Annotated in this window: 16 protein-coding genes; 13 read left to right on the top strand and 3 right to left on the bottom strand. The window is 66.4% G+C overall.

The window, feature by feature from the left end; genetic code table 11:
- Positions 1–6 precede the first annotated feature (6 nt).
- From H2052_RS10500 to H2052_RS10485, 4 genes are read left to right on the top strand one after another with little or no spacing between them, the layout of a single operon-like run.
- Positions 7–1,014 (top strand): efflux RND transporter periplasmic adaptor subunit, encoded by a 1,008-nt coding sequence (locus tag H2052_RS10500; protein ID WP_293781320.1) that lies wholly within the window; start codon positions 7–9, stop codon positions 1,012–1,014.
- Complete coding sequence (locus H2052_RS10495) at positions 1,011–4,211, top strand: efflux RND transporter permease subunit (RefSeq protein WP_293781317.1); 3,201 nt, start codon at positions 1,011–1,013, stop codon at positions 4,209–4,211. Before H2052_RS10500 ends, H2052_RS10495 begins: the two co-directional genes overlap by 4 nt.
- Positions 4,208–4,537 (top strand): metalloregulator ArsR/SmtB family transcription factor, encoded by a 330-nt coding sequence (locus tag H2052_RS10490; RefSeq protein ID WP_293781314.1) that lies wholly within the window; start codon positions 4,208–4,210, stop codon positions 4,535–4,537. The genes H2052_RS10495 and H2052_RS10490 overlap by 4 nt, the downstream gene beginning before the upstream one ends.
- Positions 4,534–5,085, top strand: coding sequence for a DUF3365 domain-containing protein (locus tag H2052_RS10485; RefSeq protein WP_293781312.1), 552 nt, complete (start codon positions 4,534–4,536; stop codon positions 5,083–5,085). The genes H2052_RS10490 and H2052_RS10485 overlap by 4 nt, the downstream gene beginning before the upstream one ends.
- A gap of 9 nt (positions 5,086–5,094) precedes the next feature.
- On the opposite strand, the gene H2052_RS10480 is transcribed toward H2052_RS10485, so the two are convergent.
- Entirely contained in the window at positions 5,095–5,457 is a 363-nt protein-coding gene (locus tag H2052_RS10480) for a metalloregulator ArsR/SmtB family transcription factor (protein WP_366484452.1), read from the bottom strand.
- Complete coding sequence (locus H2052_RS10475) at positions 5,450–6,106, bottom strand: peroxiredoxin (RefSeq protein WP_293781310.1); 657 nt, start codon at positions 6,104–6,106, stop codon at positions 5,450–5,452. The genes H2052_RS10480 and H2052_RS10475 overlap by 8 nt, the downstream gene beginning before the upstream one ends.
- Before the next feature lie 50 nt (positions 6,107–6,156).
- Here H2052_RS10475 and trxC point away from each other — a divergent pair, with 50 nt between their 5' ends.
- The 9 genes from trxC (at position 6,157) to H2052_RS10430 (ending at position 18,744) form a co-directional block, all read left to right on the top strand.
- Positions 6,157–6,621, top strand: a complete 465-nt coding sequence (trxC, locus tag H2052_RS10470) for a thioredoxin TrxC (protein ID WP_293781308.1) — start codon at positions 6,157–6,159, stop codon at positions 6,619–6,621.
- A 40-nt stretch (positions 6,622–6,661) separates the two neighbouring features.
- A complete protein-coding gene (locus tag H2052_RS10465; RefSeq protein WP_293781304.1) occupies positions 6,662–6,922 on the top strand; it encodes a hypothetical protein in 261 nt (86 codons plus the stop codon).
- A gap of 93 nt (positions 6,923–7,015) precedes the next feature.
- Positions 7,016–8,701 (top strand): MOSC domain-containing protein, encoded by a 1,686-nt coding sequence (locus H2052_RS10460; protein ID WP_293781301.1) that lies wholly within the window; start codon positions 7,016–7,018, stop codon positions 8,699–8,701.
- A 75-nt stretch (positions 8,702–8,776) separates the two neighbouring features.
- Positions 8,777–9,997, top strand: a complete 1,221-nt coding sequence (locus tag H2052_RS10455; protein WP_293781298.1) for an amidohydrolase family protein — start codon at positions 8,777–8,779, stop codon at positions 9,995–9,997.
- Positions 9,990–11,099 carry an MFS transporter gene (locus H2052_RS10450; RefSeq protein WP_293781295.1) on the top strand — a complete coding sequence of 370 codons (1,110 nt, stop codon included), beginning with the start codon at positions 9,990–9,992 and terminating at the stop codon, positions 11,097–11,099. Before H2052_RS10455 ends, H2052_RS10450 begins: the two co-directional genes overlap by 8 nt.
- 10 nt (positions 11,100–11,109) lie before the next feature.
- A complete protein-coding gene (locus H2052_RS10445) occupies positions 11,110–13,785 on the top strand; it encodes a LuxR C-terminal-related transcriptional regulator (protein WP_293781292.1) in 2,676 nt (891 codons plus the stop codon).
- Between the two features lie 112 nt (positions 13,786–13,897).
- Entirely contained in the window at positions 13,898–15,988 is a 2,091-nt protein-coding gene (locus tag H2052_RS10440; RefSeq protein WP_293781288.1) for a TonB-dependent receptor, read from the top strand.
- 60 nt (positions 15,989–16,048) lie between these two features.
- Positions 16,049–17,614, top strand: coding sequence for a hydantoinase/oxoprolinase family protein (locus H2052_RS10435; RefSeq protein ID WP_293781285.1), 1,566 nt, complete (start codon positions 16,049–16,051; stop codon positions 17,612–17,614).
- Positions 17,615–17,640: 26 nt separating this feature from the next.
- On the top strand, positions 17,641–18,744 hold the full coding sequence (locus H2052_RS10430) for a DUF917 domain-containing protein (RefSeq protein WP_293781282.1): 1,104 nt from the start codon (positions 17,641–17,643) through the stop codon (positions 18,742–18,744).
- A gap of 75 nt (positions 18,745–18,819) precedes the next feature.
- Here the strand turns inward: H2052_RS10430 and H2052_RS10425 are convergent, their stop codons facing one another.
- The gene (locus H2052_RS10425; protein WP_293781279.1) at positions 18,820–21,084 is read right to left on the bottom strand and encodes a TonB-dependent receptor; all 2,265 of its coding nucleotides are present in this window, start codon (positions 21,082–21,084) and stop codon (positions 18,820–18,822) included.
- Positions 21,085–21,173: the final 89 nt, after the last annotated feature.

Here is a 21,173-nt window from a genome sequence, read left to right as displayed (position 1 = left end):
CTTTTGATGAAGATTTACACCCTGCTTGCTGCCGCCGCGCTCGCGCTGTCCGCATGCGGCGAAAGTCCCGAACCCGCCGAAAAGACTGCCGCACTTCCCGCGGGCGAAACATTGACGCTCGCCTACAGCGAAATCGCGGACATGAAGGCCGTAGGCGCGGAGATCGCGACGCGCGATCAGGCGGAGGCATTGGCGCGTATTCCCGGCACGCTTGTCAGCCTGTCGGTGCGCGCGGGTGACACGGTCAGGAAGGGCCAGCGCATCGGCATGATCGTCGACTCGCGGCTCGGCCATGAAACCGCGGCCTACGGCGCGCAGGCCGCCGCAGCCGAGGCGGAAGCCGCCCGCGCCCGCGCGGAGCTCGCCCGCGTGCAGGATCTTTATGACAACAAGGTCTATGCGAAGGCGCGCCTCGATCAGGCCGTCGCCGCCTCGCGCGCGGCGGACGCGCAGGCTGCCGCCGCGCGGTCGCAGCAGGGGGCAAGCGCCGCCGCAGCCGGGCAGGGCGCCGTGCTCGCGCCCGCCGATGGGCGAGTCCTGCGCGCCGACATTCCCGCAGGCTCGGCGGTCGTGCCCGGCCTGTCGATCGCGACCGTTACCGCCGGTCCGCCCGTCGTCCGCCTGTCGCTTCCCGAATCGCTCGCCGGAAGCGTTCGCATCGGCGCGCGGGTTCTGATCGACGGCGATGACCGGGAGGCGCGCGTCGTGCAGGTCTATCCGGGCGTCTCCGGCGGGCGCGTGCGCGTCGACGCCGCCGCGCCCGGCCTCTCCGCCGCCTTCGTCGGCCAGCGTGTCACGGCGTCCATCGAGGTCGGGCGGCGACAGGCTTTGGTGGTGCCGCGCCGTTTCGTCTCGACGCGCTACGGCATCGATCAGGTCGATGTCGTCACCGCCGACAAACGCCTCAGCGCCGTGCCGGTGCAAACCGCGCCGACATCGGAAGCTGGGTCGGTCGAAATCCTCAGCGGCGTCGCCCCCGGCGACACGCTGTTCGTTCCGGGCAAGCCCTCATGAATCTCGGCATCTCCGGCCGCCTCACGCGCGCGACGATCGCCTCGCCGCTGACGCCGCTGTTCCTGATGGCGGCGATCGCCGTCGGCCTCATCGCGCTGTTCTCGATCCCGCGCGAGGAGGAGCCGCAGATCAGCGTGCCGATGGTCGACATTCAGGTGATGGCGCCCGGCCTCTCCGCCGCCGATGCCGTCGAACTCGTCGGCATCCCGCTCGAGACGATCGTGAAGAGCGTCGACGGCGTCGAGCATGTCTACACGCAGGCCGAAGACGACGGCGTGATGGTAACGGCGCGTTTCCTCGTCGGTTCGGACCCGGAAGACGCCGCCATCCGCATCGAGGAAAAGCTGCGCGCGAACTGGGACAGGAAGCCCGTCGGCATCCCCGATCCCAAGGTCACCGTGCGCGGCATCAACGATGTGCCGATCGTCGTCCTCACCTTATCGCCGAAGCCCGGCGCGGCAGGCCAGTGGACCGACGGCGCGCTCTACGAGGTCGCCGCGAAACTGCGCACCGAGGTCGCCAAGGTCGGCGATGTCGGCCTCACCTTCCTCGTCGGCGGGCGGCCGGAGCAGATCCGCATCGCGCCCGACCCCGCGAAGCTCGCGCGCTACGGCGTGCCGCTCGGCAGCGTGATCGAGGCCGCCGGGCAAGCGAACCGCAGCTTCCCGCTCGGCAGCATCCGTGAGGACGGCAAGGCGGTCGCCGTCACGGCGGGGCAGACGCTGTCCTCGGCGCAGGAGGTGGGCCTGCTCACCGTGCGCTCGGCAAGCGGCGCGCCCGTCTATCTGCGCGATGTCGCTACGGTCACGCAGGGACCGCGCGAGGATCAGGCGCGCGCATGGCGCTGGGCGAAGCGCGAGGGCGACTGGTCGAGCGCGCCCGCCGTCAGCCTCGCCATCGCCAAGCGCGCGGGGGCAAATGCCGTCGTCGTGTCGGACGCCATCGTGGACCGCGTGCAGCGCCTGGAAGGCACACTCATCCCCGATGGCATCGATGTCGCCGTCACGCGCAACTACGGCGAGACGGCGAATGAGAAGGCGAACGAGCTGCTGTTTCACCTCGGCCTCGCCACGCTTTCCATCGTCGCGCTGATCGGTTTCGCGATCGGCTGGCGCGAGGCGGGCGTCACCGCCGTCGTGATCCCCACGACGATCCTCCTCACCATGTTCGCCTCGAACCTGATGGGCTACACGATCAACCGCGTCAGCCTGTTCGCGCTCATCTTCTCGATCGGCATCCTCGTCGATGACGCGATCGTCATGATCGAAAACATCGCGCGGCACTGGGCGATGAAAGACGGCCGCAGCCGCACCGAGGCGGCGATCGAGGCGGTCGCGGAGGTCGGCAACCCCACGGTCGTCGCAACGCTTACCGTCGTCGCCGCGCTGCTCCCGATGCTGTTCGTGTCCGGGCTGATGGGGCCTTACATGGCGCCGATTCCCGTGAACGCATCCGCGGCGATGGTTTTCTCCTTCTTCGTCGCGGTGGTCATCGCGCCGTGGCTGATGATCCGCTTCGCCCGCAAGGCGCTCGATACCGGACATGGCCACGAGGACGGCGGCAGGCTCGGCGCGCTTTATGCGCGTGTCGCGCACCGCGTCATCGACAGCCGTACCTCGGCGCGCAATTTCCTCATCGGCGTTGCGCTCGCCACGCTGCTCGCCTGCTCGATGTTCTACTTCAAGGCGGTGACGGTGAAGCTGCTGCCCTTCGACAACAAGTCGGAGGTGCAGGTCGTCGTCGACATGCCGGAGGGAACCAGCCTCGAAGCGACCTCGCGCACGCTCGAAGATGTCGCCGCCGTGGTGCGCGGCATTCCCGAGGCGACCGCGATGGAGGCCTATGTCGGCACCTCCGCGCCGTTCAATTTCAACGGTCTCGTTCGCCATTATTTCCTGCGCGCGCGGCCTGAAATGGGCGACGTGATGGTAACGCTGCTGCCCAAGGGCGACCGCGACCGCTCAAGCCACGAAATCGCGCTCGATCTGCGCAAACGCCTCGCCGCGCTGAAGCTACCCGCCGGCGGATCGCTCAAGGTCGTCGAAACCCCGCCGGGGCCGCCCGTGCTCGCCACGCTGCTTGCGGAGATTTACGGCCCGGACGCCGAAACCCGCCAGAAGACCGCGGCCGAGGTCGAAAAGATCTTCCGCGCCGTGCCCTACATCGTCGATGTCGACAACAGCTTCGGCGAGCCGCGCCCGCGTCTCCGCCTCCTGCCGGAGCGCGACCGCGTCGATTATTACGGCCTCTCGCAGCGGCAGATCTCCGATACGCTCGGCGCGCTGATGAGCGATACCGTGGTCGGCTACGCGCCGCGCGGCGGCGGCCGCACGCCGCTTCCGATCAGCGTCGCGCTTGAGCAGGCGGACCGCAGCTGGACGGAAACGCTTTCGAGCACGCCCGTCGCGGTCACGCCCGCGGGCGATCTCGTCGAGCTCGGCGCGATCGTCGATGCGCGGCAGGAAGCCGGCAGCCGCGCGATCTTTCGCCGCGACGGACGCTATGCCGACATGGTCACCGCGGAACTCGCCGGGGATTATGAAGCGCCGATCTACGGCATGCTCGCCGTAAACCGCGCCATCGAGGATCATGACTGGGCGGCCCAGGGCCTCGCAATGCCCGTCGTCCGCCTCAATGGCCAGCCCGAGGACGAGTCCGTGCCGACTTTGCTGTGGGACGGCGAATGGGAAATCACCTGGGTGACGTTCCGCGACATGGGTGCGGCGTTCATGGTCGCGCTGCTCGGCATCTACATTCTCGTCGTCGCGCAGTTCCGCAGCTTCCGCCTACCGCTCGTGATCCTCACCCCGGTGCCGCTCACGCTCGTCGGCATCGTGCTCGGGCACATGCTCTTCGGTGCGCCGTTCACTGCGACCTCGATGATCGGCTTCATCGCGCTTGCGGGCATCATCGTGCGCAATTCGATCCTGCTCGTCGATTTCATCCGCCACAGCGCGGCACCTGAAAGGCCTCTGCGTGACGTGCTGATCGAAGCGGGCGCGATCCGGTTCAAGCCGATCGTGCTCACGGCGGCGGCGGCCATGATCGGCGCGGCGGTGATCCTTACCGATCCGATTTTCCAGGGACTTGCCATCTCGCTGCTGTTCGGGCTTGCGTCCTCGACCCTGCTCACCGTGCTCGTCATTCCGGCGATCTACGTGGTGCTGCGGGATGACGGGAGACCCGCGACGACATGATGATGGCCGACACACCCGCAGCGATGCTCGCGGCCTGCGCCGAAGACGCCGCCGCCGTGCTCAAGCTGCTCGCCCATCCGCAGCGGCTGATCGTGCTCTGCCGCCTGTCTGCGGGGGAGGCGTCGGTGAACACGCTCGTCGATCTTACCGGCCAGTCGCAATCGAGCGTGTCGCAGCATCTTGCGAAACTCCGCGAGGGCGGCATGGTCGCAACGCGCCGCGAGGGTACGACGATCTTCTACCGCCTCGCAGACGATGGTGTTCATGCGCTCATCGATATGCTCTGTGACCGCTTCGGCGGCCCGGCGAAGATGGCGAAGGCATGAATCGCGCCGCGCTCTGTTTCGCACTGCTTGTCCCGGCCTGCGCGAGTTTGCCGGAGCCCGCGATGGAGGACCGGACGGAGGACGCGCGCCAACTCGTCGATCGCTTCCAGACCGACCTGCTCACCGCATTGAACGCGGCGCTCGCTGATGGCGGCCCGGTTGCCGCGGTGGAGGTGTGCGCTGAAATTGCACCGGCGATCGCCGCCAGCCTTTCGGATGAAAGCGGCGCGATGGTTCGCAGGACCGCGCTTCGCAACCGCAATCCCGATGCCGTGCCGGATGCCACGGAACGCCGCGTGATGGCGACGTTCATGCCGCCGCTCGACGCGGACGGGAAACCGCGCGAGTGGTCCGGGGCGACAGCGTCGTCGTTCCGCTACATGCGCGCGATCCCGATGAAGCCGATGTGCACGACCTGTCATGGCACGGCCGTCGCGCCTGACATCGCTGCAGCGATCCGCAAGCGCTACCCAAATGATACGGCGACGGGCTTCGCGCCGGGAGACCTTCGCGGCGCCTTCTCGGTGCGCTGGGAGAGGGCTCGCTAAAGCCCTCGCTTACAGGATTTTCGCAAAGGTCGCGGCGGAACCCCGGGCGCGGCGCGGCATCCCGCCGCCCGTCTCGGGCAGGGCGGAAAGACGCGTGAGGAATGCCGTTGCCGGCGCCGCCGCTTCGGGCGCGATGCTGTAGTAGACGAGCTTGGCGGCGCGGCGCGTATTCACCAGCGCGGCCTTGCGCAGGATGGCGAGCTGCTGCGACAGGCCGGGCTGACCGATGCCGGTGAGCGCTTCGAGTTCGCCGACGGAAGTTTCGCCCTTCACCAGCAGCGCGTCGAGCAGGCGCAGCCGCGTCTCATGTCCCAGCGTCCGCATGAGGTCGGCAACGGCGGCGAGATCGGTTTCCGTCAATGCCTCAGCCACGCCCAGCTCCTGGGTCGGGCGCGCTGCGGCAGAACCACAGCGGATCGTCGGCGCGTGCCATCAGCGCTGCCTGGTCCTGATCGGGTGGCAACAGCACGTCGGCGCCCGGCTGCCAGCCCTCCGGCGTCACGATGTGATCGCTGTCAACACGCTGCAGGGCTGCCACGACGCGCAGCATTTCATCCACGGACCGGCCGATCGTCGCAGGGTAAGTGATGATCGCGCGAATGATGCCGTCTGGGTCGATGAAGAACGTCGAGCGCATCGCCGCGGCATCGACCGACCGATCGGAGATCATGCCGTAGGCGCGGCCGATGACGAGCGAAGGATCTTCGACAATCGGAAAATCGATGGTGATGCCGAAGCCGTCGCGAATGGCGCGGATCCAGCCGAAATGCGCGTAAAGGCTGTCCACCGAAATCGCCATCAGCGCGCAGTCGAGCGCCGCGAAACGGTCGGACGCGCGGGCGAGCGCCACGAACTCGCTCGTGCAGACGGGCGTGAAATCGGCCGGATGCGAGAACAGGACCAGCCAGCGTCCGCGAAAGTCGGAAAGGCGGATCACGCCTTTCGTCGTCCGCGCTTCGAAATTGGGGGCAGCATCGCCGATCTGGAGCGGGCCTGCCGGCACGTTCTGTTCGCCCGTCATTGACGCTTCGCGACCTTTCCCTACATAATTACAGGAAAGGTGTAATAAGCATGACCGACGGAGTAAAGCAGGCGGCCGATCCCTTGATGATCGTCTGTCCCGCCTGCGGGGCTGCCAACCGTGTTCCAGCCGCACGTCTCGGGCAGTTGCCGCGTTGTGGCCGTTGCAGGTCTCCGCTTTTCGCCGGCAAGCCGCTTGATCTCGATGCTGCGGCCTTCGACCGCCGGATGAAGGCTGAAAGCCTGCCGCTGCTCGTGGATTTCTGGGCGTCGTGGTGCGGTCCCTGTCGCGCGATGGCGCCCGCATTCGCGGCGGCGGCGCAGGATCTCGAGCCCTACGTCCGGCTCGGCAAGGTCGATACCGAGGCGGAGCAGCAGATCGCCGGGCGCTACGCAATTCGGTCGATCCCGACAATGATCCTGTTCGCGAACGGCCGTGAGGTTGCGCGCACGTCGGGCGCGATGGATCGCAATACGATCGTGGGGTGGACGCGGCAGCAACTGGCGCGCACCTGAAATCGGGTGCCCCCGCGCGCCGGCTGCGCTAAGGGGGTTCATGGATTTCGACGATCTTCTGTTCCGCTATTTCGGCAGTGCCGAGATCGACGCGCTGATGCCGTCTGCACTCGAAGCCGGGCTTGACCGTATGCGCGTCGACTTCGGCCTCGAAACGAACGCCGGGCGGCGCTTCGCGCTCTGGGCGCTGATGCACATGCTGGGCGATGCGCCCGATGTCGATTCGTTCGAGGATGCGGAAGAGCGCGAGGCCGCGCGCCGTTTCATGGATCTCGCCGACAGCGCCGGCAGCGGGGACTGATCTGCTACCCGAACCGGTGAGGGATCACCCATCGCGCCGGATTGTTGCGACCCGCTAAGGCGTTATCCTCCCCGCATGGGGAATGAGCGGAGAGTGGTCGCCGTCAGCACGGCAAGACCAGCGTGGCAGGACGTAAGGGGGCAGCGGACCTTCACCGCGATCGTGCGCAGCCCCGCGCCCGGCGCGCTCTGGTTCGGCGCGGCGGGGCCGGACGGCAACGAGACCGCGGTCCACACGGAAGCCGTCCTCGCTTCGCCCGCGGAGCACTACGTCATGTGGGCGGAACGCTTCGGCGTCGATCGCGCCGCGTGGGACTGGTGCCGCTTCGGCGAGAACATCGTCGTGTCCGGTTTCGATGAAAACACGCTGCGCATCGGCGATATCGTGCGTATCGGCGGCGCGGTGTTCCGCGTCACCTCGCCGCGCATCCCGTGCTTCAAGTTCGCGTGGCGCATGGACCAGCCCGACAGCGTGCTCGGGCCGATGATCGAAAGCGGCCATGTCGGCTTCTATCTCGCGGTTGAAACGCCAGGGCGAGTTGAGGCTGGGGATACCGCCACCGCCGAATGTCCCGATCCGTCGGCGATCACCGTCGGCGATCTCTCCCGCCTGCTCGTCGCGCGCGAAGCCGATCCGCAGGCGCTGCGCGAGCCCCTTGCCAATCCCTGGCTCGGCGGGCAGGCGCGCGGAATGCTCGCGAAGCGCATCGCGGGACTGGAGGACATGGCGCGCCTCAAGACCGGCCGCTGGAGCGGCTGGCGCCCGTTCCGCGTCATGAAACGGCGCGACGAGGCGCAGGACATCGCATCTTTCGCGCTCACCCCGCTCGACGGCATTCCGCTGGCGCCGCCGCTCGCCGGACAGTTCCTCACCGTCCGTCTCGGCGACAGCGATGGTGCCCCGGTCCGCAGCTGGACGCTTTCCGATCACGCCGATACGCCGGAGCATTACCGCCTCACCGTGAAGCGCCTCGCGGACGGGGCGGGCTCGGCGCTCCTCCACGACATCGGCGCGCGCGGCGGCACGGTCTGGGCGCGGCCCCCGGCGGGGCGTTTCACGCTCAAGCGCGACGGCTTCATGCGTGTCGTGCTGATCAGCGCGGGGATCGGCGTCACGCCCATGCTTGCGATGCTGAAGGCGCACCGGGAAAGGCGAGACAGCCCCCCGCCGCTCGTCTGGATTCACCAGACACGGAGTGGCGAAACGCACGCGTTCGCGTCGGCGGGCAAGGATGCCGCGCTGTGCCACGTCTTCTACTCCGCGCCGCGCGAAGATGATGCGGGCCACGAACCAGGGCGGCTCACGCCGGAGCGGCTGCGCGAAATCCTCGCGCCTGCCTATAAGACCGCCCCCTTCGGCCGGGAAATCGAGCTCGAAGGCATTTTCAGCGACATCTACATCTGCGGCCCCGCACCGTTCGAAGCGATGGCGCGCGATACGCTCGCCGCGATGGGTGTCCCGCCCGGGCAGGTTCGCTCGGAATCGTTTATGCCCGGTGCGGCAGACGCCGCTCCCGCCATCGCCACGGCGCGGGTGGACTTCGGCGGCACCGTCGCGGAATGGACGCAGGCCGCGAACCCGAGCCTGCTCGAACTCGCCGAAGCCGCCGGTCTCGCGCCCGCGTTCGGCTGCCGCTCGGGAAGCTGCGGCGCGTGCGAAAGCACGCTCGTGTCGGGCAGCGTCGAGCATTCGCCGACTCCCGCCATGCCGCTCGCGGCGGACCGCATCCTGCTCTGCTGCGCGCGTCCTGCCTCCGACGTGGCGATTGCTTTTGACTAAACCGCCACCCCGATTTCGTCGTCGCCACCCGCTGCGACCTTTGCAGCGCGGCGCAAGATACAGGAACCTGCACCCATGACGCTGATCATCGAGAACGTGACCGTCTTCGACGGAGAGGCCGTGCTCGGCGAGGGCATGTCGATCGTCGTTGAAGGCAACACGATCCGCGAAGTCTCCGACACGCCCGTGACGGGATCGGAGGCGCAGCGCCTCGATGGCGGCGGGCGCTTCGCGATGCCCGGCCTCATCGACGCACATTTCCATTGCTATGGCGCAGAGGCGAATCCGGCGGTCATCGATCGTATGCCCCCCGGCCTCCGCGCGCTTCACGCCCGCCGGATCATGGAAGATGCCTTGCAGCGCGGCTTCACGACCGTGCGCGATGCAGCGGGCGGCGATCATGTGCTGGCGGCGGGGCTCGCGAAGGGTCTCATCAACGGCCCGCGGCTCTTTTACCCCGGCCTCGCGATCAGCCAGACGGGCGGGCACGGTGACATGCGCGATCCCGATCATTTCGAAGGCTGCGCCTGCGCCTATTGCGGGTCTTTGTCGGTCGTCGTCGATGGGCCGGACGAGATGCGCAAGATGGTGCGCGAGCAGCTCCGGCGCGGCGCGCATCAGATTAAACTGTTCGTTTCAGGCGGCGTTCTTTCGCCGAGCGACCCCATCTGGATGAACCAGTTCTGCGACGAGGAAATCCGCGTCGCTGTCGAAGAGGCCGCCACGCGCCGCACATACGTGATGGCGCACGCACACACGAATGCGGCCGCGATCCGCTGCGTGCAGAACGGCGTGCGCTCGATCGAACACGCAACGATGCTGGAAGCGGACGGTGTCGCCGCCATCGTCGAACATGATGCCTTCGCGGTGCCGACGCTGGCGATCATCGATGCGATCCGCGCGGTGGGTCCGTCGATGGGATTGCCCGCTGCGGCCCTCGCCAAGGTGGCCGAGGTCGGAGACCTCGCGTCCACCTCGCTCGATCGCCTCCGCCAGGCGGGCGCGAAGATCGGTTTTGGTACGGATCTGCTCGGTTCGGTCATGGACCGTCAATCGCGCGAGTTCGCGCTGCGCCGCGAGATCATGAGTGCTCATGAAATCCTGCGTTCGGCGACCTCGGTGAACGCGGCCCTGGTCGGGATGGAGGGGAAACTGGGCACGATCGCGGGTGGCGCGCTCGCCGATCTGCTGCTGGTGGATGGCAACCCGCTCGAAGATATTTCCGTTCTCGAACAGCACGACCGGCTCGCCCTGATCGTTGCCGACGGGCGCATCCGGCGGAACGCCCTTGTCTGATCCCCAGCCGCCCGCGCCGCTGCGCCAAAGCGCGGTCTTCAGCCTCGTCGCGGGAAACATCGCGGGTTTTTCGGGAACGACGGCGATCCCGCTCTGGCTTGCGGCATCGGAGGCAAGGGGCGAACTTGCTGGCCTGGTGGCGTCCGGCGAAATGGCGGCGATCGGCCTTGGCACGCTTGGCGCTGCGGCGGTGGCGGGCAGGATCGGCGCACGGCCGCTGGGTATCGGCGCGGCGGCTGTTGCGGTTGGTGCCAACCTTCTCGCGATGCTTGCCCCTGATGCGACTTTCATCGCGGGACGACTGCTGTCGGGGCTTGCGCTCGGCACGGTGCTGGCGACCGCGACGGCGCTCGCGGCGCAGCGTGTCGATGCGCAGAAGACGCTCGCCACGATGCAGATCGGTCTCGCCTGCTTTGCCGCGCTTTTCTACCTCGCGCTGCCGCCGCTCGTGGAAGCCGCGGGCGCGGCGGCCGTGTTCGGAGGGCTCGCAGCAACGGCGCTCTGTGCGCTTCTCGCCATGGCGGCGAGGCTTCATGGCAAGGTCGAACAGAGCAGCGCCGGCTTTCGTCCGATCCCGCGCGCGGTGCTTGTGCTCATCGGCCTTGCGGTGATGTTCGTGGGGCAGAGCATGGCATGGAACTCGATCTTCCCGCTCGGCGCTGCGAAGGGCTTCGATATGCAGCTCGTGGGCAAGATCATGGCCGCGTGCGCGGTCGTCATGATGATCGGGCCGCTGCTCTCCCGGCTGCTGGGGGAGCGCGCGGGTCTGCGCGTGCCGGTGCTGGGTTTCAGCCTGCTGCTCGCGGCGGACGTGGTGCTGATCGCGCAGGCGCAGGGCTTGTGGCTGTTCGCGGTGGCGACTGCGGCGCTGGTCTTGCTCCCTGGTTTCGGTTTACCCTATGTGATTGCGCGCACCGGAAATCTCGGGGATGCGCGACACGCTGGCGCGGCGCCGGCGTTCCTGATGCTTGGAAGCGCGCTCGGCCCGGCGCTTGCCGTGCCGCTCGTCGCGGATGCCGACTGGAACGCCTTCGGGCTGGTCGCGGGTGGCGCCTGCCTGATCGGCGCGCTGCTGATGGGAGCCGGGAAGGGCCGAACGTAAAGGACCGGGTTTGAACGAAGCGGCCGAACCTCGCGAAACGGAGCGGTCCGGCGCGCGCGAACGGGCAAGCCGCCGCCGCTTGCGTCCGCCGGTGCAGCGCGCGCCGCTCGCCACGCGCGAACTCGTGCTGCGCTCGCTCGATGTTGCCCGCGCCGGCAAGCTCACGATCGTCGTCGGCCCGCGTGGTTACGGCAAGAGCACCGCACTCGGGCAGTGGTGGCAGCGGCTCACGGGACAGGGCATCGCGGCGGCGTGGTACACCGCATCCGATCTCGATCGCGAACCCGATGTGTTTCTCGAGATGATCGCCCGTTCGCTCTCCGCTGCTGGCGTTGAAATGGGCGACGCCCTGCGCCCCAAGACCGGCGACAGCCCGGCGGCGACAATGCTCGACGCGATCCTGCTGCAGCTCGACCGCGAGGAGCGCCCGATCGTGCTCATCATCGACGATTTCGACCGCGTCGATCACCCCGCGATCGCGCGGCTGGTCGAGGAGATGGCAGACGCGCTGCCGGATTGGGTTCATCTCGTGCTGGCGACACGGCGCAAGCCGTCGCTCGCCGTCTCGGTGCTGCGCACGCAGGGGATCGTCCGCATCATCGATCCGGCCGAGCTTCGCCTCAGCGACGCAGAGCTTGGTGCGGCGCTCGGCCTCCCGGCCGATGCGCCCGAACTCGCGGCGATCGCCGAGCAGACCGAAGGCTGGCCCGTCGCCGTCCAGCTTTATCGCCTTTGGCGCGACCGGATGGGTGTCTCCGCGCGGATGCCGCGCTTCAGCGGGCAGGTCGATGAGGTTGCAGATTATCTCGCCGAGCAGGTGTTCGCGATGCTGCCCGAACATTGCCAGCAGCTCCTCACCGAACTGTCGCCGTTCGACTATGTCGAAGCGAGCCTCGCCGACCATGTGCGCGACCGGCGAGACAGTGCCGCGCTCCTCGAAGAGGTCGAGGCCGAGCTCCCGACGCTCGTTCAGCGCACGGAATCGGAGGGTGAGCCCGCCTGGCGGCTGCATCCGCTGCTGTCGGACTACGCGCAGGCTCGTCTCGGTCGCAGCCCCGATCATGCCGCGCGGCTGCACAGGCGCGCGGCGGACTGGCTCTGGCAGCAGCAGCGCTACGCCGCGTCGGTGCGTCACTACGATGTCGCTGGCGACCGCGCGACGATGGTGGAGACGCTCGGCGGCATTCCGTTCATCTCGATCTTCCTCGCCTACGGTGCGGGCGAGCTTCGCGCGATCCTTCGCGAAACGCCGCAGGAGGTTTTGGAAGCCCAGCCGCGTCTGCAGCTGATGGCGGCGCTCGCGCATTTCAAGGCGGGGCACTTCGGGGAGGCGAGCAACTGGCTGCGCCGCATCGGCGAGAGCACGGGCGGCTTTCTGAACGACCCCACGGGACACGGCAGGCAGCTCGAACTCGAGGGCCATGCGCTCGACCTCCTGTTCGGATGTTACGTCAGCGGCATCACGCCGACGCGCGAGGCGGAGGTCGAGAAGGTCCGCGCGCTCGCGCCCGACATGCCCCTGTTCTGGGCGTGGTGCGAAAACACGATGGTCGTCATGCACCAGATGCGGGGCGATCTGCACGCGGCGCGCCAGTCGGTGATCCGCACGCGCGAAACCTATCAGGCGCTCGGGATGCTGCCTTTCGCCGAACAGCATCTGATGACGCACGACGTGCTCGTCGCGCTCGCCCACGGGTCGCTGAAGACCGCCTCGGAACTTGCCGCCGCCACGCTCCGGCGTCGGGGCACGAGCGGTATCGAGCCGACGGTGACGGCAACCGCGCGCATGGCGATCGCAGCGGCGGATTATCTTCGTCACTACCGCGAAAGCGCCGCGGATCTTGTCCGCGTCGCCTTCGATCAGTTCGGGGCGGGGGAGGCGTGGTACGACCAGTATGCCGTCTCGTGGCCGATCATCGTCGATGTCGCGTGGCGCCGGAGCGGGCTTCCGGCGGCGCTTCGCATGATTGCCGAATTGAAGACGCGCCTTGCCAATCAGGGCCTCCTCTGCGTTGGCGGTCTGCTGAACGCGCTTGAAGTCATCTACCGGCTGCGCAGCGGCGGCATTGACGGTGCCGAAGCGATTGCGCGGACGCTTTCGATGGATGCGGACCATGTTCCGTGGCGGACGCGCGACCTCGCGATGCATGCAAGGATCCTCGTTGATCTCGCGCGCGGACGCGTCGCGGCCGCGGCGGACGGTGCCCGCGCGATGATCGAAGAGGGGCGGACAGGGGAACGTCTCGTCACCACGGTGAAGGGATATGTGTTGTTGTCGCTCGTGCGCGACAGGCTGGGTGACGAGGCCGGTGCCGACGATGCCATGGCGATGGCGGTTCATCATGCCTTTGCGGAGGAAATCGTCTCTCCCTTTGTCGAGGAAGGAAGCGCCGTCCGGACGATCATGGAGCGTATCGCGAAGCGCGAGGCATCCCCGCTCGAACAGCAGCACGCGGAAACGATCCTGCGGGCGCTGAAAGCCAAGCCGCAGTATCTTTCGCCCGATGCGCTCAGCGACCGCGAATCGGAAATCGTGGCGCACCTTGCTGACGGTGCATCGAACAAGCTGATCGCGCGGCGTCTCGGGCTCACCGAGAATACGATCAAGTTCCATCTCAAGAAGATCTACGCCAAGCTCGGCGTTTCCAGCCGCAAGGCCGCCGTCGCGCGCGCGCAGGAGAAATAGGCCGCGCTGCCACCCGACAGCGCCTCTCACTACCCGACTCGGCTGTCGCGCCTCTGGCGTTCCCGCGCGAATATGATCGCGCAGGGAAAACAGCAAAAAAGGGGTAAGGAAAATGACGAGCCGTAACCTGAGAACGGCCTTTCTGGCCTCAGCGGCGCTGGCGATATTGCCGGGTGCCGCGCTGGCGCAGGATGCCGAAACCGACGAGATCATCATCACCGCGCAGCAGCGTGCCGAACCGCTCCGCAACGTCCCCATTCAGGTGACGGCGTTCACGGCGCAGGCGGTCGAGGATGCCGGCATCAAGTCGACGTCCGATATCATCGCGCAGGTGCCGAACATCACCTACGATCGCGGCGACACCTACCGCAGCAACTTCATCACGATGCGCGGTCTCACCCAGATCAACAACGCCGATCCGCCCATCGCCTTCGTGCTCGACGGCGTGCCGCAGACCAACCAGAAGCAGCTCGGCGTCACGCTGTTCGATATCGAACGCATCGAGGTTCTGAAAGGCCCGCAGGGCGCGCTTTATGGCCGTAACGCCGTGGGCGGCGCGATTAACGTGGTGACGAAAGCGCCGGGCAACGAACTCGAAGGTTTCGTCAATCTCGGCTATGCGAACGGTGACACGATCGACGCTTCCGCCGGTATCTCAGGCGCACTGGTCGAGGATAAGGTCCTGGTCCGCGTTTCGGGCAGCTACACGTCGTCCGACGGCCTCATCAAGAACGATTTCCGCGGCGACCGCGTCGATTACATCGATCACGACTATTCGCTGCGCGGCCGCATGATTTTGAAGCCGACCGATCTGCTGACCTTCGACCTTCGCGCCGAATACAGCGATTTCCGGGGCGGCTCCAACAGCTACGCGGCCGTGTTCTCCGGCATCCCGCGTGACTTCGTGAATCCGCAGTTCAATTTCCCGGCTTATGCGGAAGGCGACAGCGTCGATCTCACCGGCAAGTTCGATTACGATTTCGGATTCGCGACCCTCACAGGCATCAGCGCCTGGTCGAAGTTCCAGCAGAACAACCGCGCCGATCTTGATTTCCGCAATCCCGTGGATTCACCGGGCGGCATCTTCGGTCTCGGCTTCCAGGCGGGGCAGGGGCAGAATGCAAAGCTCGAAACCTTCAGCCAGGAACTGCGCCTCGTTTCCGCGAGCGATCAGGCGTTCCGCTGGCTCGTTGGCTTGTATTATCTGAACACCGATCGTGCGCTCGTCACACGCGGCTTCATCGACATCGACGGCAGCGATCAGTTTGATAACACCGCGCTGCTCATCGCCAACAACAATGAAACAAACGACAACAACGCCTACGCCGCGTTCGCGCAGGTCGATTACGACCTGACGCCGACGCTCACGCTCACCGGCGGTATCCGCTACGACGAAGACAAGCGCGAGCAGACGAACGTCGTGACCGGCGCCGTCCGCAAGACCTCTTTCGATCGCGTCCAGCCCAAGGTGACGCTGACGTGGAAACCGGAAGATGGGCGTCTCGTTTACGCCACCTACAGCACCGGCTTCCGTTCGGGCGGCTTCAACGCGCCGAATGTCACCGTGCCCGTGTTCGACGCCGAAACGCTCGACAACTTCGAGGTCGGTTTCAAGACGCAGTGGTTCGATCGCAAGCTCACGCTGAACGGCGCCGCCTATCTCACCAACGTGAAGAACTACCAGTATTTCTACGTTGACGCCGCGACCGCATCGCAGATCATCGACACGATCGACAAGGTGCAGATCAAGGGCTTCGAGATCGAGGCGATGGCGAAAGTCGCACCCGGGCTCGATGCGAGCTTCGGGGTCGGCACCACCGACAGCGAGATCAAGCGCAGCCTGTTCCCGTCCGATGTCGGCAATCATTCGCCGCGCACGGTGCCGCTCTCGATCAACAGTTCGATCCAGTACCGCGGCGAGCTCAGCGAGACCGTGGCGGGGTTCGTCCGCATCGAACACCAGCACATCGGCAAGAAATACTGGGATGCCGACAATGCCTCCGTGCAGAATCCGTATGACCTTCTCAACGCACGCATGGGCGTCGAGTTCGGAAATTACGGCCTCTACGCCTTCGCGCGGAATATCTTCAACGAGAAGTATTATTCCGAATTCTTCCAGCCGAAATATTCGGGTCTCGATGTCGCGATCGGCTATCGCGGCACGCCGCGTACCTACGGTGTGGAAGCGAAAGTGAAGTTCTGACAGTCTTGGCGGGCGCTCTCCGGGCGCCCGCCATCACGCATTCTATTTCGAAAGGTTGACATGAGCGGCAGCGGATTCAGGCTGGGCATCGACGTCGGCGGCACCAACACCGACGCGGTGCTGATGCGCGGGCGCGAGGTGCTGGCGACGGCGAAGAGCTTCACGACGGCGGACGTGCGCAGCGGTGTCGTCAATGCCGTGCGCATGATCCTCGACAAGGCGCCCGAGCACCGCGCTTCGATCGAGGCCGTGATGATCGGCACGACGCAGTTCGTGAACGCCTTCGTGCAGCGCAAGGGGCTCGCGCCCGTCGCGATCTTCCGCGTCTCGCTGCCGAAGGCAGACGGCGTGCCGCCGCTCGCGGGCTGGCCCGACGATCTCGTCGAAGTCGCCGGCTCGCACATCTACATGGTCGGCGGCGGCGCGCTCTACACGGGCAAGGACTATGCCCCGCTCGATGAAGACGCGCTCCGCGCCGCTGCCGAGGATGCCCGCGCGAAGGGCCTGAAGGCTGTCGCGATCTCCGCCAATTTCGCGCCGATCCGCCCGGATATCGAAGAAAAGGCCGCCGCCGTCGTGCAGGCGGTGATGCCGGACGCGCGCATCACGATCTCCTCGAAGGTCGGCGGCCTCGGCCTCATCGATCGCGAGAATGCGGCGGTCATCAACGCGACGCTTGCCGAGCTTTCCGAACGCGTGATCGGTTCGCTGCAGACGGCTATCGCCGATCTTGAAATCAACGCGCCCATCTACATCAGCCAGAACGACGGCACGCTCATCACTACCGAAACCGCATCGGCATTCCCGATCCTCACCTGCTCGGCCGGCCCCACCAACAGCATTCGCGGCGCGGCGTTCCTCACCGGGCTCGACGAAGCGGTCGTCGCCGACATCGGCGGCACCACGACCGACATCGGCTTCCTGCTGCGGGGCTTCCCGCGCGAGACGACAGCGGCGAACTACATCGGCGGCGTCCGCACCAATTTCCGAATGCCGGACGTGCTCTCCATTGGCATCGGCGGCGGTAGTCTCGTTCGCAAGGGCGAGGGCGGCTGGACGGTCGGCCCGGACTCCGTGGGCTTCCGCCTCGCCGAGGAAGGCCTCATCTTCGGCGGCGAAACGCTCACCGCGAGCGACATCGCCGTCCGCGCGGGCCAAGCCGAAATCGGCGATCCGGCAAAGGTCGCGCACGTTCCCGATGAAACCGTAGAGGCCGCGCTCGACAATCTGCATCAGCAGATCGAAGACGCGATCGACCAGATCAAGACGAGCAACCATCCGCTCCCTCTCGTTCTCGTCGGCGGCGGCAGCATCCTCATCTCGCGCGCGCTCAAGGGCACGTCGGAAGTGTTGAAGCCCGCACATGCCGAGGTCGCGAACGCGGTCGGCGCCGCCATCGCACTCGTCAGCGGGCGTGTCGACAAGCTCTATGATGTCGGCGCAATGGGCCGCGAGGCCGCGCTCGAACAGGCACGCAAGGAAGCGACCGATGCCGCCGTTGCGGCGGGTGCGCGCGAACGCGAAGTCGAAATCGTCGAGATCGTCGAACTCCCGATGACGCACATGAAATCCGGCTCCGTCCAGATCAGGGTCCGCGCCGTCGGCCCGCTTGCGGCGCTCGCCTGAGCCCACGCTTTTTCGAAAGGCCTATCATGTTCATTGTCGATAGCGTTCAGGACATTCAGGATATGGCGCGCGGCGCCGTGCTCCTCGGCACCGGCGGCGGCGGCGACCCTTACGTGGGCGAACTCTTCGTCCGCGCGCAGATCAAGAACGGCCGCTACCCGAAGGTCCTCTCGTGCGACGAGATTCCCGATGACGCCTTCGTGCTCTCCATCGCGGGCATCGGCGCGCCTTCGGTCATCGTCGAGCATCTCGTCAGCGAAAAGACGCTGCACCGAATCCTCGCACGCGCCGAGGCGTTTTACGGCCGCCGTGTCGATGCGCTCATCAGCGCCGAAATCGGCGGCGCGAATTCGATGTTCCCGCTCGCGCTCGGCGCGATCAGCGGAATTCCCGTGCTCGATGCGGACGGCGTCGGCCGCGCCGTGCCGCACATCGAGATGACGACGTTCAGCATCTACGGCTGCAAGGCGACGCCGGGCATCGTGATGGACGATTCCGGCAACGTCGTCACCATCGAAGCCGTCGACGATCGCATGGCGGAAGACCTCTGCCGCGTCGTCACCGGCGCTATGGGCGCCATGTCGTTCGGCGCGCTCTATCCGATGACGGGCAAGCAGGCGAAATCCTTCGCCGTCCAGCGCACGATCACGCAGACGCTGGAAATCGGCCGCGCCATCCGCACCGCACGCGAGGACTCGCGCGACATCTTCGAAAGCCTGATCGATTATCTGAACAGCTGGGACAATCGCACCGCGCGCATCCTGTTCGACGGCAAGATCACCGACGTGACGCACGACACGCGCGACGGCTGGCACTTCGGCCGCGTGACGATGACCGGTCTTCAGGAATCATCGGACGAATGCGTCGTCGAGATTCAGAACGAATTCCTCGTCTGCCGTCTCAACGGCAAGACGATTACGATCGTCCCCGATCTCATCAGCATCCTCGACCGCGAATCCGGCGAGCCGCTGACGGGCGAAATGCTCACCTACGGCCAGCGTGTGAAGGTGTTCGGTTACAGCGCTGACCCCATGCTGCGCCGCCCGGAAAGCCTCGAAGTCCTCGGCCCGCGCATGTTCGGCATCGACGAGGAATTCCAGCCGATCGAAAGCCTGTTCGCCTCCGCATAGGCTGGCGCAAAGCACAAAAAAAAGGGGCGGCAACCCAGCGGTTGCCGCCCCATATTTTTTGGCTGACTGCGCCGCTTAGAAGTTGGCGCGGAAGTTCAGGCCCACCGTGCGCGGCGCGACGCTGTTCACGAGCGTGCGGTTCTGCGCGATTGCGTTCGAGGTCGAGCGCGTGATCGCCGTGTCGTCGAACAGGTTGTTCACGAACGCATACACGCCCCAGGCATTGTCTTCCGCCTCGACGCCGATGCGCAGGTTCGCGATTTCATAGTCGTCGATGTAGCGCGTGAAGACGTAGGACGGACGGAAGTCCGACCACGAACCGCCGACATGGTTGGCATCCATGCGCAGGAAGCCGTTCAGCCCCTCCGCGAGGCCCCACACGTACTGCGCCGAAAGACCCGCCGTGAACTTCGGCACGAACGGGATGCGGTCGCCGTCGAAACCGGCGGCCGGGGCGATCGACGTACCGGCGTTCGGCTGGTCTTCGGTCAGCTTGGCGTCGAGATAGGCGAGGTTGCCCGAGATCGAGAGGCCCTCGACCGGACGCAGCGAACCTTCAAGTTCGAAGCCGCGGATACGCGCCGAGCCCGCGTTGCCGATATAGGCGAACGCGCCGTTCGGCGTGCGCGTGCTGATCTGCATGTCCGACCAGTCGATCTGGAACACGTCCATGTTGAGCGTCAGCTTGCGATCGAGCAGCGTCGTCTTCAGACCCGCCTCGTAGTTCCACAGGCTGTCCGACTGGTACGGCGTCAGTTCCTGCGCAAGGCCGATCACCTGGTTCGCGCCGCCGGGGCGGAAGCCCTGCGAAGCTTCGGCGTAGAACAGCACGTCGTCGGTGATCTTGTACGAAGCGTTGAACTTGAACGCCGTGCCGTCCTCGTCCGAGGATACGAACGAGAGCGGGCGCACCACCGCGCCGACGAGGATGGAGCCCTTCGTCGTCTCGCCGTTGATGTCCTTGTCGTAGCGGAAGTAACGGACGCCCGCGGTCAGGTTCAGGCGGTCGGTCACATCATACGAGACTTCGCCGAATGCCGCGACCTGGCGAAGGCTGTCGTTGATGTAGCGCGACGTCGCGATCTCGAGCGGATAGATGATCGCGCCCGTCACCGGATCGGCGTTCACCTGCGGGTTTTCCACGTGGATGTCGCGGTCCGAGAAGAAGCCGCCGATGGTCCAGTTGAGCGGCCCCGTGCCGTCAGAGCTGAGGCGGATTTCGCCCGTCCACGCTTCCATGTTCTGCTGCGGGAACAGCGCCGACGTCGACTGGCTGTCGACGAGCGCATAATAGTCCGTAAGCTGGGTGCCGGCGCACGGGATCGCCGGGCTGCCGTTGAGGCGGGCACCGCAGCCCGCCGCCGTGCGCGTCGAGCGGATGAAGCGCGAAACGTCGCTCACCGTCGAAATGTCGCGCTCCATGTAGGAGCCCGCCGCCGTCAGCACCACGCCGCCGAAATCATACGCGGCCGTGAGGCTGAAGAGGTCCACGTCGTCGCGTATCGGCTGGCGCGTCAGCGCGTCCGAATTGTACTTGCCCGCTTCGAGCGTCCACGACGGCGTGTCCGTCCGCGCCCGGTTCATGTAGTACGCCGCATCGATCGTCAGATCGTCGGTCGGGGTCGCTCTCAGCAGCAGGCGTCCGCCGTAGTATTTCTGCTCGTTGATGTCCTTGATGCGGAGCGTCGTGTTGTCGATGTAGCCGTCCGCCTTGCGGTAGAAGCCCGTGGCGCGCATCGCCAGCTTGTCGGTTGCGATCGGCACGTTCACCATGCCGCTTGCTTCGAAGTTGGCGCCGCCGTGCTTGGTTGCCGAAAGGCTGGTGTCGATCGCGGCGTCGAATTCGTTCGTCGGCTTCTTGTAGATCACGCGCAGCGTGCCGCCCATCGAGCCCGAACCGTAGAGCGTGCCCTGCGGGCCGCGCAGCACTTCGACGCGCTCGACGTCGAACAGGCGCAGTTCAGGGGTGGAGCCGCCGGCGTCGTTGCCCGCGCCGATCACGCCCGTCACCGGGGTTTCGTCGTAATAGGTGCCGACCGTCGGTTCGCCCGCGGCCTGAATGCCGCGGATGACGACACGGCGCTGCGAGGGGCCGCCGTCGACGAACGTGAGGCTGGGTACGCTCGAATTGAGATCGGCGATGCTCTGGACGCCCGAGTTCGAGATGGCATCGCCGGTGATCGCGGAGATCGAAATCGGCGTATCCTGCAGGTTCGTGTCGCGCTTCAGCGCGGTGATGATGATTTCGTCACCCACGGCTTCCTGCGCGGCGGCGGTTCCGCTCACTCCGGTCAGCGCCGTTGCGGCGAGGAAAAAGGACATTCCGATCGTCTTGCTCACTCTACATCTCCCTTTACGCGTGCCGGCATTCGGACTGCCGGACATCGAATTGTGTGAAGGCAGGGCCTGCGACTGGACCCCTAAGACCT

Source organism: Sphingosinicella sp., from assembly GCF_013911755.1.
In the GTDB taxonomy this organism is placed as follows: domain Bacteria; phylum Pseudomonadota; class Alphaproteobacteria; order Sphingomonadales; family Sphingomonadaceae; genus Sphingosinicella.
This window is presented reverse-complemented; position numbering and strand designations above follow the sequence as displayed.

What these genes read in the sequence shown, in the direction of transcription:
- H2052_RS10485 (WP_293781312.1), top strand. Translation starts at nt 4,534, where the DNA reads ATGAATCGCGCCGCGCTCTGTTTCGCACTGCTTGTCCCGGCCTGCGCG.
- H2052_RS10440 (WP_293781288.1), top strand. Translation starts at nt 13,898, where the DNA reads ATGACGAGCCGTAACCTGAGAACGGCCTTTCTGGCCTCAGCGGCGCTG.
- H2052_RS10465 (WP_293781304.1), top strand. Translation starts at nt 6,662, where the DNA reads ATGGATTTCGACGATCTTCTGTTCCGCTATTTCGGCAGTGCCGAGATC.
- H2052_RS10490 (WP_293781314.1), top strand. Translation starts at nt 4,208, where the DNA reads ATGATGATGGCCGACACACCCGCAGCGATGCTCGCGGCCTGCGCCGAA.
- H2052_RS10475 (WP_293781310.1), bottom strand. Translation starts at nt 6,106, where the DNA reads ATGACGGGCGAACAGAACGTGCCGGCAGGCCCGCTCCAGATCGGCGAT.
- H2052_RS10455 (WP_293781298.1), top strand. Translation starts at nt 8,777, where the DNA reads ATGACGCTGATCATCGAGAACGTGACCGTCTTCGACGGAGAGGCCGTG.
- H2052_RS10495 (WP_293781317.1), top strand. Translation starts at nt 1,011, where the DNA reads ATGAATCTCGGCATCTCCGGCCGCCTCACGCGCGCGACGATCGCCTCG.
- trxC (WP_293781308.1), top strand. Translation starts at nt 6,157, where the DNA reads ATGACCGACGGAGTAAAGCAGGCGGCCGATCCCTTGATGATCGTCTGT.
- H2052_RS10500 (WP_293781320.1), top strand. Translation starts at nt 7, where the DNA reads ATGAAGATTTACACCCTGCTTGCTGCCGCCGCGCTCGCGCTGTCCGCA.
- H2052_RS10430 (WP_293781282.1), top strand. Translation starts at nt 17,641, where the DNA reads ATGTTCATTGTCGATAGCGTTCAGGACATTCAGGATATGGCGCGCGGC.
- H2052_RS10435 (WP_293781285.1), top strand. Translation starts at nt 16,049, where the DNA reads ATGAGCGGCAGCGGATTCAGGCTGGGCATCGACGTCGGCGGCACCAAC.